Annotated in this window: 13 protein-coding genes; 3 read left to right on the top strand and 10 right to left on the bottom strand. The window is 44.0% G+C overall.

The window, feature by feature from the left end:
- Positions 1-340: 340 nt before the first annotated feature.
- The 8 genes from sspB to zapE all read right to left on the bottom strand — a co-directional run bounded on the left by sspB (position 341) and on the right by zapE (position 6,850).
- Positions 341-811, bottom strand: a complete 471-nt coding sequence (gene sspB / locus ACK5MF_RS05650; protein WP_416920196.1) for a ClpXP protease specificity-enhancing factor — start codon at positions 809-811, stop codon at positions 341-343.
- A gap of 12 nt (positions 812-823) precedes the next feature.
- The gene (gene sspA, locus ACK5MF_RS05645) at positions 824-1,459 is read right to left on the bottom strand and encodes a stringent starvation protein SspA (protein WP_416920194.1); all 636 of its coding nucleotides are present in this window, start codon (positions 1,457-1,459) and stop codon (positions 824-826) included.
- A 99-nt stretch (positions 1,460-1,558) separates the two neighbouring features.
- Entirely contained in the window at positions 1,559-2,296 is a 738-nt protein-coding gene (locus tag ACK5MF_RS05640; protein ID WP_416920192.1) for a cytochrome c1, read from the bottom strand.
- A complete protein-coding gene (locus ACK5MF_RS05635) occupies positions 2,293-3,558 on the bottom strand; it encodes a cytochrome b (protein WP_416920190.1) in 1,266 nt (421 codons plus the stop codon). Before ACK5MF_RS05635 ends, ACK5MF_RS05640 begins: the two co-directional genes overlap by 4 nt.
- The gene (petA, locus tag ACK5MF_RS05630; RefSeq protein WP_165312238.1) at positions 3,558-4,151 is read right to left on the bottom strand and encodes a ubiquinol-cytochrome c reductase iron-sulfur subunit; all 594 of its coding nucleotides are present in this window, start codon (positions 4,149-4,151) and stop codon (positions 3,558-3,560) included. The genes ACK5MF_RS05635 and petA overlap by 1 nt, the downstream gene beginning before the upstream one ends.
- 546 nt (positions 4,152-4,697) lie before the next feature.
- Positions 4,698-5,090: a 30S ribosomal protein S9 gene (gene rpsI, locus ACK5MF_RS05625; protein WP_042480501.1), complete on the bottom strand. Its 393-nt coding sequence runs from the start codon at positions 5,088-5,090 to the stop codon at positions 4,698-4,700.
- Between the two features lie 15 nt (positions 5,091-5,105).
- Positions 5,106-5,534 (bottom strand): 50S ribosomal protein L13, encoded by a 429-nt coding sequence (gene rplM / locus ACK5MF_RS05620; RefSeq protein WP_416920187.1) that lies wholly within the window; start codon positions 5,532-5,534, stop codon positions 5,106-5,108.
- Positions 5,535-5,746: 212 nt separating this feature from the next.
- A complete protein-coding gene (gene zapE, locus ACK5MF_RS05615; RefSeq protein WP_416920185.1) occupies positions 5,747-6,850 on the bottom strand; it encodes a cell division protein ZapE in 1,104 nt (367 codons plus the stop codon).
- A 139-nt stretch (positions 6,851-6,989) separates the two neighbouring features.
- On the opposite strand from zapE, the gene zapG reads away from it, so the two are divergent.
- The 3 genes from zapG to degS all read left to right on the top strand — a co-directional run bounded on the left by zapG (position 6,990) and on the right by degS (position 10,243).
- Positions 6,990-7,430: a Z-ring associated protein ZapG gene (zapG, locus tag ACK5MF_RS05610; RefSeq protein WP_416920183.1), complete on the top strand. Its 441-nt coding sequence runs from the start codon at positions 6,990-6,992 to the stop codon at positions 7,428-7,430.
- Positions 7,431-7,606: 176 nt separating this feature from the next.
- Positions 7,607-8,974, top strand: coding sequence for a Do family serine endopeptidase (locus ACK5MF_RS05605; protein ID WP_416920201.1), 1,368 nt, complete (start codon positions 7,607-7,609; stop codon positions 8,972-8,974).
- Positions 8,975-9,181: 207 nt separating this feature from the next.
- A complete protein-coding gene (gene degS, locus ACK5MF_RS05600; protein ID WP_416920181.1) occupies positions 9,182-10,243 on the top strand; it encodes an outer membrane-stress sensor serine endopeptidase DegS in 1,062 nt (353 codons plus the stop codon).
- Positions 10,244-10,534: 291 nt separating this feature from the next.
- Here degS and rplS read toward each other — a convergent pair whose 3' ends face one another.
- Positions 10,535-10,888, bottom strand: coding sequence for a 50S ribosomal protein L19 (rplS, locus tag ACK5MF_RS05595; protein WP_102940491.1), 354 nt, complete (start codon positions 10,886-10,888; stop codon positions 10,535-10,537).
- Between the two features lie 41 nt (positions 10,889-10,929).
- Positions 10,930-11,676, bottom strand: coding sequence for a tRNA (guanosine(37)-N1)-methyltransferase TrmD (gene trmD, locus ACK5MF_RS05590; RefSeq protein ID WP_416920179.1), 747 nt, complete (start codon positions 11,674-11,676; stop codon positions 10,930-10,932).
- Between the last annotated feature and the right edge of the window lie 6 nt (positions 11,677-11,682).

Genomic DNA, 11,682 nt, shown 5'->3' with positions numbered 1-11,682 from the left:
GATTTTACGGCGACGAACCGTTGCATGTGTTGTTAGGTTTAACGCGTCGTTCACCCATTCAATAGGCAATTGTGCATTAAGGACTTCAAGATATTCAGTGTTCAGTGGATAGCAAGTAGAAAGGTCATCTAATTCATTGGCAAACATACTAACTCCTCAGTTACGAAGAGTTAGTTTGCTTGAACTGCAAGATCGTTCAAGTAGTTATATTTTCTTTAAACGATCAGCATTGTGCCTTCGCAGGAATGACGGTAGGGTTAGGAATATCAGGTATAAATCGAACACCGACTTTGCCAACAAACTCAAACAAAAAAGCAGCTCAAGGCTGCTTTTTTTGTTCTTATTTCACGACTCGTAAACTTGGTCTGCCTTTGGGACGAGGCGGTTCATCATCAGATGTCCCTTCCTCTATCGGTACTTCGCTTATCAAGCTTTCCTCGGTGGACTCATCCATAGTCATATCTGAATCAAGCTCTTGCTCATAAGCCGGCTCAGGATCAAACATGGTTCCTGCACCATTCTCACGAGCATAAATCGCTTGTACGGCATACAAAGGAACAACAACAACCTGTGGTCGACTACCAAATCGAGCATTGAAAGTCACGTCATCGTTACCAAGCTCTAAGTTGCCAACAGCACGAGGTGCCACATTGAGGATGATTTGCCCATCTTGTACGTATTCCATCGGAACTCGTACGCCACGCATAGTTGCATCGACAACAAGATGAGGTGTTAAATCGTTTTCTAGCAACCAATCATAAAATGCCCGTAGCATATATGGTCGGCGAGGTGTCATTTGATCAATATCCATCAAATACAACCATTAACGAGCAAGACGCATCTCGCGTTCTGCTTCAGTTAGTGAAGCTAGGAATGAATCACGTTCAAACACGCGGTTCATATATACTTTTATTTCTTTAGACCCCGGTCCAACTAACTCGATACCCAGAACAGGTAAACGCCATAGCAGCGGAGATAAGTAACAGTCGATTAAACTGAATTCTTCGGTCATGAAGTATGTATATTCTCCAAACAATGGCCCTAAGTCGAGTAAGTCAGTACGTAGCTTATTACGCGCCACTTCTGCTTCTTCAGCCTTTCCTTCTAGGATTATCTTAGCCAGTGAATACCAGTTTCTTTCGATACGATAAATCATCAAACGGCTATTACCACGAGCGACCGGGTAAACAGGCATTAGTGGTGGATGAGGAAAACGCTCATCAAGGTATTCCATGATGATTTTTGAATCATAAAGCGTAAGCTCGCGATCAACTAAAGTAGGTACCGACTTGTATGGGTTAAGCTCAACGAGATCAGTTGGCAGGTTATTGTCATCAACCAACTCCACCTCAACACTGACACCTTTTTCAGCCAGAACAATACGAACCTGATGGCTATACATATCAGACGCACTTGAAAATAGAGTCATCACAGAACGTTTATTGGCAGCTACAGCCATGGAGCCCTCCAGCACACTTACACAGACACAAAAAACAATGGAGGCTAAGCCCCCATTGCTGAATTAAATACTAGGATTTAGTGCGGTATAGTAGCACAATTAGTGCACATCACGCCAATATTCTTTCTTAAGCGCTACAACAACGATTGTTAGTATCAACAAGAATGCAAATACCCACCAGCCCATAGCTTGGCGCTCCAGCTTAACTGGCTCGGCGGAATAATCTAAGAAGTTAACCAAATCCCGTACAGCTTGGTCATATTCCCCTTCACTTAACTCACCGTTGCCTTGAGACTTAGTACCAACCACAACCTTAACTTCTTCACCATCGACGACATGAGTTTCGAAGATCGCTTCAGGTGTACCTTGCAGCTCTTCAAGTACATGTGGCATACCAACGCTTGGGAAAACAATGTTGTTTACCCCAAATGGACGGCTTGGATCGGCATAGAATGAGCGTAAATAGGTATACAACCAATCTGTGCCACGCACTCGAGCGACCAGAGTAAGATCTGGCGGTGGAGCGCCAAACCATTTCGCTGCCGATTTATCAGGAATTGCATTTTCCATCAACTCACCTATTTTGGTGGTTGGATTAAAAATAAGATTCTCTTTCATCAAGTCCGCAGGAATACCTAGATCCGTCGCTACGCGCTCATAACGTTGATATTGCGTTGAGTGACAACCAAAACAGTAGTTCATGAATAACTTAGCACCACGTTGCAAAGATGCTTGATCAGTTAAATCATTTTCCGCTTTATCTAAATGTACGTTACCGCCTGCTGCCATCACCAAGGAAGGCAACATTGCAAATAAAATTACAATCCACTTTTTCATTTGAATGTGACCCTCTTGGGTAGTGGTTTGGTTGCTTCATTTTTGCTGTAGAAGAACAGCAATACGAAGAACATGAAGTAACCTAAACTAAAGATTCGAGCTAGTAAGGTATAAGTTGGCGTCGCTGGTAGCGCACCGAGAATACCCAAAGCAATAAAACAAATAGTGAATTGAATAATGTTGATTAAATGCAACTTACTGCGGTAGCGGTAAGAACGAACTTTACAACGATCCAACCATGGCAACAGGAATAGCACGACAATCGATGCCCCCATCGCAACAACACCAATTAACTTATCCGGAACTGCACGCAAAATCGCATAGAACGGCGTGAAGTACCAAACAGGCGCGATGTGCGCTGGCGTTTTTAGTGGGCTTGCTGCTTCAAAGTTAGGCGGCTCAAGGAAATAGCCACCCATTTCTGGGTTGAAGAACAGTACATAACAGAACAAGAATAGGAAGCCTGCAACGCCGACTAAATCTTTTACCGTTCCGTATGGATGGAAAGGAATAGAGTCGATGATGTCATATTTCTTCGCGTAGTAATCGTGAAACTTGAACTGTGATTGGTAGTCATCGCCCATCGTGCCTTTAGGCAGTTTAGTTTCAATACCATCCGGGTTGTTTGAACCCACTTCATGCAGAGCAAGAATGTGCAGTACGATCAACAGCAGTAACACAATTGGTAATGCAATGACGTGCAGCGCGAAGAAACGGTTCAATGTCGCACCTGAGATAACGTAGTCACCACGAATCCAAAGTGTTAAATCATCACCGATAACAGGAATGGCACCAAACAGAGAAATGATTACCTGAGCTCCCCAGTAAGACATTTGTCCCCAAGGTAGCAAGTAACCCATAAACGCTTCAGCCATCAGCACTAAGAAAATAAGCATGCCGAACAACCAAAGAAGTTCACGCGGCTTTTGGTATGAACCGTAAATCAGACCACGGAACATGTGCAGATACACAACAACAAAGAACGCAGAAGCGCCGGTTGAGTGCATATAACGCAGTAACCAACCGAACTCGACATCACGCATGATGTACTCAACGGAAGCAAACGCACCTTCACCTGAAGGAACATAGTTCATGGTTAACCAGATACCGGTTAACAATTGGTTAACCAACACCAACATCGCCAAAGAACCAAAAAGGTACCAAAAGTTGAAGTTCTTCGGCATTGGATATTCAGAAAGGTGCTTTTTATAAGCATTCATCGCGGGTAGACGTTTTTCTACCCAATCAAGTAGAGCTTGCATTATGCCTCCCCTGTTTCATCGAGACCGATGACAATTCTTGTATCGCTTAAATACATATGTTTCGGAATTACCAGGTTCAGTGGTGCAGGAACGCCCTGGAATACTCGTCCAGCCATGTCAAACTTCGAACCATGACAAGGACAGAAGAAACCTGATTTCACACCTTGCACTTGCTCACTAAAAGAATCCGGCAAATAACTTGGCGAACAACCTAAGTGAGTACAAATACCAACAGCGATGAAGTATTCAGGCTTAATTGAGCGATAAGTGTTTTGCGCGTAACCCGGTTGTTGCTCTTCACCAGAGTTCGGATCACGCAGTTGGTTATCGTGCTCTTTAAGAGCATCGACGATAGCTTGAGAACGACGAACGACCCATACAGGTTTTCCGCGCCACTCAACACGAACCATTTGCCCTTCTTCGAGTTTGTTAACATCAACCTCGACAGGGGCACCGGCCGCTTTTGCTTTCGCACTTGGGTTCCACGATTTTATAAAAGGTACAGCAACTGCCGCCGCTCCTAAACCACCGACAACTGCCGTTGTCGCTGTTAAGAAGCGTCTGCGACTGTTGTTCAAAGGCGCATTGCTCATCCAGACATTCTCCCATTTGCTCCTTGTGGACTGCTGTTATTCCGCTTAAGAGCATGGCTAACAAAATACTTATTTAGTTGTATTTATTTGACGGTAAATGATAAATAAAACTCTACTTTCTGACAAGATAAAGCTACTTTTCCGTAACATTTGTAAGGTAAATCCCATGCTATGTCACAAAAGGGAGTAAGACTGCAACAGTTTGATAGCTATATAGATAAAGGAGTGATCATATTGAACGCTGCTGTAATACCATCCTAGGTAAAAATATGATCAGATTGAACATCAGTGGAACAGCGAATGGGCATCGAACACAAACACGCATAAACCCGTCCATGGGGCTCCGCCGAGCCATCCATGGCTCGGAGGGTTTGCTTATCGACACCCATTCACTGATCAGAAAGTTTTCCAGAATGGTATGAGAAGTGATGATTGCGAAATGAAATTTTGCTAATAGCATAAAAACAAAAAGCCCGGCATAAGCCGAGCTTTTTTTGTCCACAATCCAGTAACAACTGGACCCACGAACCTCTCGATAAAGAAAGATTAACGTTTAGAGAACTGTGGACGACGACGTGCTTTACGTAGACCAACTTTCTTACGTTCAACGCAACGAGCGTCACGAGTAACGTAGCCAGCCGCACGTAGTGCAGGACGTAGTGATTCATCGTATTCCATTAGAGCGCGAGTGATACCGTGACGGATAGCACCAGCTTGACCAGAAATACCGCCACCTTTAACAGTGATGTATAGATCTAGTTTTTCTACCATCTCAACTAGCTCAAGAGGTTGTTTAACAACCATACGAGAAGTTGGACGACCGAAGTACTCATCAAGGCTACGCTTGTTGATTACGATGTTGCCGCTGCCTGGTTTAATAAAAACGCGTGCAGCTGAGCTTTTGCGACGGCCAGTGCCGTAGTATTGATTCTCTGCCATTTCCGATATCACCAATTAGATGTCTAGTACTATAGGTTGTTGAGCAACAGGGTTGTGCTCAGCGCCTGCGTAAACTTTAAGCTTACGGTACATAGCACGGCCTAGAGGACCTTTTGGAAGCATACCTTTAACCGCTAGCTCAAGTACCATCTCAGGCTTACGCTCGATCAGCTTCTCGAAGCTGAAAGATTTTAGGCCACCTGGGAATTCAGTGTGACGGTGGTACATTTTGTCTTTAGCTTTGTTACCAGTTACAGCAACTTTCTCCGCGTTAACAACGATGATGTAATCACCAGTGTCGACGTGTGGAGTGTATTCAGCTTTGTGTTTGCCACGTAGGCGAGATGCAATTTCACTTGCTAGACGGCCAAGAGTTTTACCTTCTGCGTCTACAACATACCAGTCGCGTTTTACAGTTTCTGGTTTAGCAACGAATGTTTTCATGCTAATAATAACCCGTTAATTAAAATTTACACTTAAAGGAGCATATTGCTCCCACTGTCTAAGAGCCCAGACAACACCCCTTCGAGTGGGTGGTACTCCCGGCCTAAAAAGACCTGCAGTAACGGTGGGTCGCAGGATTATAAAGAAGAGTGAAGGAAAAATCACCTCTTTTTATACAAAAAAGTCATTTTTCCTTATCAATAGTGAAAGGCTTACGCTAAGTGTTCCTGAGCCAGATAATCATGGCTCTGCATCTCGATCAAACGAGACTGGCAACGTTTGAATTCAAACTCCAACTGACCTTGAGTATACAGCGACTCGAGAGGAACTGCAGCGGAAATAATCAGTTTTACATTGCGCTCATAAAATTCATCAACTAACGCGATAAAACGTCGTGCAGCATCATCTATAGAGCGATCCATCTGCTTAACTTCAGCCAGTAACACAGTGTGATAGAGTTTAGACAACTCGATGTAATCATTTTGGCTACGAGCCGTCTGGCAAAGTTGTGCAAATGACGCATAGAGCAGACCATCGTTTGCTTCGATCACATCAATCATTCGGTGATTGACTGCTATCTGATGCTGCTTTGGCTTTTCACTACCCGCCAATTGCCCGTAATACTTATTGAGATTTTCACAAGCTTTGTCATCCAACGGGTAGTGGTAAATCTCCGCTTGTTGCAGCGTTCTCAAGCGATAATCCACACCACTATCGACATTCAGAATATGACAATGCGTTTCAATCAGCGCAATGGCTGGTAAAAAACGAGCACGCTGCAATCCATTTCGATACAGATCATGTGGCGGAATATTTGAGGTAGCCACCAACACCACCCCACGATGGAACAGAGCCTGGAATAACGTCCCCAAAATCATAGCGTCAGTAATATCCGAGACAAAAAATTCGTCAAAACAGATAATGAGCGCTTCTTTACTGAATTTATCCGCAATGATTTCAAGCGGATCGCTGACATCACTCAGCAACTTTAATTCATCATGTACTCGGTACATAAAACGATGGAAATGCACTCGCATTTTTTTTTCGGTAGGCAACGCATCAAAGAAAGTATCCATCAAATACGTTTTGCCACGCCCGACTCCTCCCCAGAAGTACAATCCCTTAGGCAACTGAGGTTTCACTTCTTTTTTGCCTAATAATTTTTGCCAACGAGATGGTTTGACCACTGCTGTATTGAGGTAATCAATTAGCTGATGATAAAGATCATCCAGAGCATTTACAGCCATAGCTTGTGCTTCATCTTGTTGAAAATCCGGCCGTTTTAAATCTTGTTGGTATCGCTGCTTCGGAGTCATGACTATCTGCTTAATAAAAGGGGGAAGTAGAGCACATGCTTTTTGCTTTATCCATTCGGGCAGTCATAGTACCATGAGATAAGCCCATGTGTAACCAATTGGTGAAAAACATGTTAAATAACAACAATAAGGAGCTGTTATGCCTTGGATTTATGCCATTGTTGGATTATTAGTTGGTCTTGTAGTTGGCGTCGTGATTTCTCGTTTAACCACACCTCAATATAAGGCTCAAAAATCCTTACAAAAAGATTTAGACAGCACAAAGTATGCACTTGAACAACAACGTCAAGAACTCGCAGATCATTTTGCCCAAGCTGCCGAGATGCTTGACACACTAGGTAAAGATTACACTAAGCTTTACCAGCATATGTCGAAGACCTCTAGCGAGTTGCTGCCCAATGTGCCTGAACAAGATAACCCGTTTGTGAAGCAAATTGCTCAAGCAAAAGAAGAGAGCAGTTCAGATGAAGCACTTGAAGAGCAACCGAAAGATTACGCGTTAGGTGCGACAGGGCTACTAAAAACTGAAGAAAAAGCGATTCTGCACTCTTCTGAAGTTATTGATGTCAAAGCGAGTTAATTGATACTCATGTTGATAACGATTGCTCTAATGAGCTATTGTTCTCTAACGAACTATTAATCCCTAATGAACTTTGCCAAGGTTTTTGAGTCATAACTCTCACTGAGTCTGTTGAAGTTTGATATTTAGCACGAATATTAACCATGACCAGATAATAATCTATGAGGAGTTTCATGATGAAAAAACCTTTGCTTGCTTTAACGGTTCTATCCTTAAGCTTAAGTTCTATCATTGCACCAATGCAGGCGACTGCAGCACTGCCTTTATCGGTGAATGGAGAGCAAATGCCAAGCTTGGCACCCATGCTCGAAAAAGTAACACCCGCAGTGGTAAGCATTGCAGTAGAAGGTACTCAAGTCTCTCGACAAAGAGTCCCAGAACAATTCCGATTCTTCTTTGGTCCAGACTTCCCCGTAGAGCAGATGCAAGAGCGTCCGTTCCGAGCTCTTGGCTCTGGCGTCATCATTGACGCGGGTAAAGGCTATGTCGTCACTAACTACCACGTCATCAATAATGCAGAGAAGATCCGCGTTAAGCTTCATGACGGACGAGAGATCAATGCTGAACTCGTTGGCGGCGATGAGATGTCTGATATTGCACTGTTGAAATTAGAAAAATCTGAAAACCTAACGCAAATTAATATTGCCGATTCGGATCAACTTCGCGTCGGTGATTTTGCGGTCGCGATCGGTAACCCATTCGGCCTTGGTCAAACCGTTACTTCGGGGATTGTTTCAGCTCTGGGTCGCAGTGGTTTAAATATTGAAAATTTCGAAAACTTCATTCAAACCGATGCGGCGATCAACAGTGGTAACTCAGGCGGCGCACTGGTAAACCTCGATGGTGAATTGATTGGTATTAACACTGCGATTCTTGGTCCAAACGGTGGCAACGTAGGTATTGGTTTCTCCATTCCTTCTAACATGATGAAGAACCTGACCAGCCAAATTCTTGAATTTGGCGAGGTAAAACGTGGCATGCTCGGCGTGCAAGGTGGCGAAGTCACTTCTGAACTGGCTGAAGCTATGGGTTACTCCTCAACTAAAGGCGCCTTCGTGAGCCAAGTTGTGCCAGATAGTGCTGCCGATAAAGCCGGCTTAAAAGCGGGTGATATTGTTGTTTCAGTGAACGGTAAGAAAATAGAAACCTTTTCTGAACTGCGCGCGAAAGTCGCGACTTTAGGTGCAGGTAAAACGGTGAAACTGGGGGTGATTCGTGAAGGTAAAGAGAAAACCTACGACGTCACACTGGGTGAAGCGACCACTAGCAAAACCAAAGCAGACAAACTGCATCACGGATTACAAGGTGCTGAGTTAAGTAATACGACATCGTCCGACTCAATTGAAGGTGTCAAAGTCACTAGTGTCGCCAAAGATTCACCAGCGGAAAGCTACCAGCTGCAAACTGACGATATCATTATTGGCGTTAACAGACAGCGGGTGAAAAACATCGCCGATTTAAGAGCGATCATGGATAAAAATCCAAGTATCCTTGCACTTAATATTCAACGCGGTGATCGTACTATCTACTTAGTTGTTCGCTAACGGCTTAGTTGTTCGCTAGATTAAGCAGTCTAATGATAACCAAAACTGATTGGCTAATCAGTTAACAAACAGGACCACAATTGCATGTGGTCCTTTTGTTATTTGCCTCGGTAATGCTATTCTTCGTGCTAAGAAAACTCACCCAAATTTCTTGGGATACAACTATTTAAAACTCACTCAATTGGCTGCGCTAATTCTGGGGAATTTATGCTAAAAGTTTTGCTTCGTTCTGTTGTTATTGGTTTGGTTACCGCAGTCATCATTGTTGCTGCGATGCCATCTTTACGTGAAAACATCATCCCGAAACAAAACGACACACCCGATGATATGGCCTCTTTACAAATATCCTTTAACAGCGCGGTAGCTAAGGCGGCCCCTGCGGTGGTGAATATCTATAGCCGGAAATACGCCGAGAACGATCGCAGCAAGCTGTCTACTCAAGGTCTTGGCTCTGGTGTCATCGTGAGTGAAAAAGGCTATATCATCACTAACTACCATGTGGTGGCACAAGCCGATCAAATTATTGTCGCCTTGCAGGATGGGCGCGTAGCGGCGGCTCAACTTGTCGGTAAAGACCGAAGAACGGATATTGCGGTGTTACGCGTTGAGGGCAATAACCTTCCTGTCATTCCTCTCAACCCCCAATACCAGGCAAAAGTCGGGGATGTAGTATTAGCGATTGGTAACCCGTACAACCTTGGACAAACGACCACGTTCGGCATTATCTCTGCGACCGGTCGCTCTTCGATCAGTGCTGACGGTCGTCAAGCGTTCATTCAGACTGACGCTGCAATCAATGAAGGTAACTCAGGTGGTGCTCTGGTCAATACACAAGGTGAGCTCGTTGGTATCAATACCGCCTCTTTCCAACAGGCTACCGATTTGGAAACATACGGAATTTCATTTGCCATTCCCTATGCTCTCGCCAATACGATTATGGAAAAGATTATTGCCGATGGTCGTGTGATTCGTGGCTACATTGGCGTAGATGGTCAAGATATCAACTCTGTCACTTCCCGTTTGTTAGGGAATGAACATATCGGCGGTATCGTGATTTTAGCTGTCGACCCGAATGGTCCTGCTGAAAAAGCGGGGGTTGAAGCTCGCGATATTATCTTGAAGATCGATGATCATAAAATCAATGGTCGTCAAAGTGTCATGGATATTGTCACCAACTTAAGACCGGGAACCGTAGCGAATTTTACTTTGCTGCGTAAAGGTGAAGAGATCACTGTACCTGTCACCATCTCCGAAGACACTCGTGAATAGCGAAGTCTCGATGTGATTCATACCATTCTAGGTAAAAATATGATCAAATTGGGCATTGGTGGAACAGCGAATGGGCATCTAACACAAACACGCCCTTATTTTTTATAAGAGCGACCTTCCATGGGGCTCCGCTGATCCATCCTTGACTCAGAGGGTTTGCTTATCGATGCCCATTCACTGATCAGAAATTTTTCTAGAACGGTATCACTTCTGTTTTATCTTTTAGAATTTAAGACATAAAAAAACGGAGCCAATTGGCTCCGTTTTTTTATGAGAATGCGATATGAAGTATTACTTCTTAGCAAGTTTCTCTTTAATACGAGCAGACTTACCAGAACGCTCACGCAGGTAGTACAACTTGGCACGACGTACTGCACCGCGACGTTTAACTTCAATTCCGCCGATAGCAGGAGAGTGAGTTTGGAACGTACGTTCAACACCTTCACCGTTAGAAATCTTACGTACAGTGAATGCTGAGTGTAGACCACGGTTACGGATAGCGATTACAACACCTTCGAATGCCTGTAGACGCTCACGATCACCTTCTTTTACCTTAACTTGAACTACAACAGTGTCACCTGGTGCAAATTTAGGTAGGTCTTGTTTCATTTGCTCTTGCTCAAGAGCTTTGATGATGTTACTCATTTTTTAAATTCCTAGAATAAACTGATACTAAATTTAATAGGTTACTGGTTATTCCGAGTTTCTTTAATGAACTCAGCCAGCAATTGTTCCTGTTCGTCAGTCAGAGCTAGGTTTTCCAGGAGCTCCGGACGTCTTAACCAAGTTCGGCCCAGCGACGATTTTAGTCGCCAGCGACGAATGTCCTCGTGATTTCCGGATTTCAGTACCGCAGGTACTTCTTTTCCATCTAACACTTCAGGACGCGTATAATGTGGGCAATCTAACAAGCCATTGGCAAAAGAATCTTCTTCTGCTGACGCGAAATCTCCAAGTACACCCGGAATAAACCGAGACACCGAATCAATCAAGGTCATGGCTGGGATTTCCCCACCCGTCATTACGAAATCACCAATTGACCATTCTTGGTCAACTTCAGATTCAATAATGCGTTCATCTACCCCTTCGTAACGACCACAAATAAGAACAAGGTTTTCATTTGTAGCTAACTCTTCAACTCCCTTCTGGTCGAGTTTTCGACCTTGAGGAGAAAGGTAAATGACTTTCGTCTTTCCCGGTGCGGCTTGTTTGGCAGCATGAATAGCATCGCGCAAAGGCTGTACCATCATCAACATACCAGGGCCACCACCGTAGGGTTTATCATCGACAGTACGACGTTTGTCATGAGTGAAATCACGTGGATTCCAAGTCTCAACAGACAACAACCCTTTTTTAACCGCTTGGCCTGTGACTCCAAAATCTGTAATGCTGCGGAACATTTCAGGAAATAGGCTTATTACGCCAACCCACATGTGTTC

The organism is Vibrio sp. (assembly GCF_047973365.1).
Classification (GTDB): Bacteria; Pseudomonadota; Gammaproteobacteria; order Enterobacterales; family Vibrionaceae; genus Vibrio.
Note: the sequence above shows the minus strand (reverse complement) of the source record. Positions and strands in the feature narration are given on the sequence as shown.

Bases quoted from the DNA above. Each gene is read 5' to 3' on its own strand.
- sspB (WP_416920196.1), bottom strand. From the start codon at position 811: ATGGATATTGATCAAATGACACCTCGCCGACCATATATGCTACGGGCA.
- sspA (WP_416920194.1), bottom strand. From the start codon at position 1,459: ATGGCTGTAGCTGCCAATAAACGTTCTGTGATGACTCTATTTTCAAGT.
- ACK5MF_RS05640 (WP_416920192.1), bottom strand. From the start codon at position 2,296: ATGAAAAAGTGGATTGTAATTTTATTTGCAATGTTGCCTTCCTTGGTG.
- ACK5MF_RS05635 (WP_416920190.1), bottom strand. From the start codon at position 3,558: ATGCAAGCTCTACTTGATTGGGTAGAAAAACGTCTACCCGCGATGAAT.
- petA (WP_165312238.1), bottom strand. From the start codon at position 4,151: ATGAGCAATGCGCCTTTGAACAACAGTCGCAGACGCTTCTTAACAGCG.
- rpsI (WP_042480501.1), bottom strand. From the start codon at position 5,090: ATGGCAGAGAATCAATACTACGGCACTGGCCGTCGCAAAAGCTCAGCT.
- rplM (WP_416920187.1), bottom strand. From the start codon at position 5,534: ATGAAAACATTCGTTGCTAAACCAGAAACTGTAAAACGCGACTGGTAT.
- zapE (WP_416920185.1), bottom strand. From the start codon at position 6,850: ATGACTCCGAAGCAGCGATACCAACAAGATTTAAAACGGCCGGATTTT.
- zapG (WP_416920183.1), top strand. From the start codon at position 6,990: ATGCCTTGGATTTATGCCATTGTTGGATTATTAGTTGGTCTTGTAGTT.
- ACK5MF_RS05605 (WP_416920201.1), top strand. From the start codon at position 7,607: ATGAAAAAACCTTTGCTTGCTTTAACGGTTCTATCCTTAAGCTTAAGT.
- degS (WP_416920181.1), top strand. From the start codon at position 9,182: ATGCTAAAAGTTTTGCTTCGTTCTGTTGTTATTGGTTTGGTTACCGCA.
- rplS (WP_102940491.1), bottom strand. From the start codon at position 10,888: ATGAGTAACATCATCAAAGCTCTTGAGCAAGAGCAAATGAAACAAGAC.
- trmD (WP_416920179.1), bottom strand. From the start codon at position 11,676: ATGTGGGTTGGCGTAATAAGCCTATTTCCTGAAATGTTCCGCAGCATT.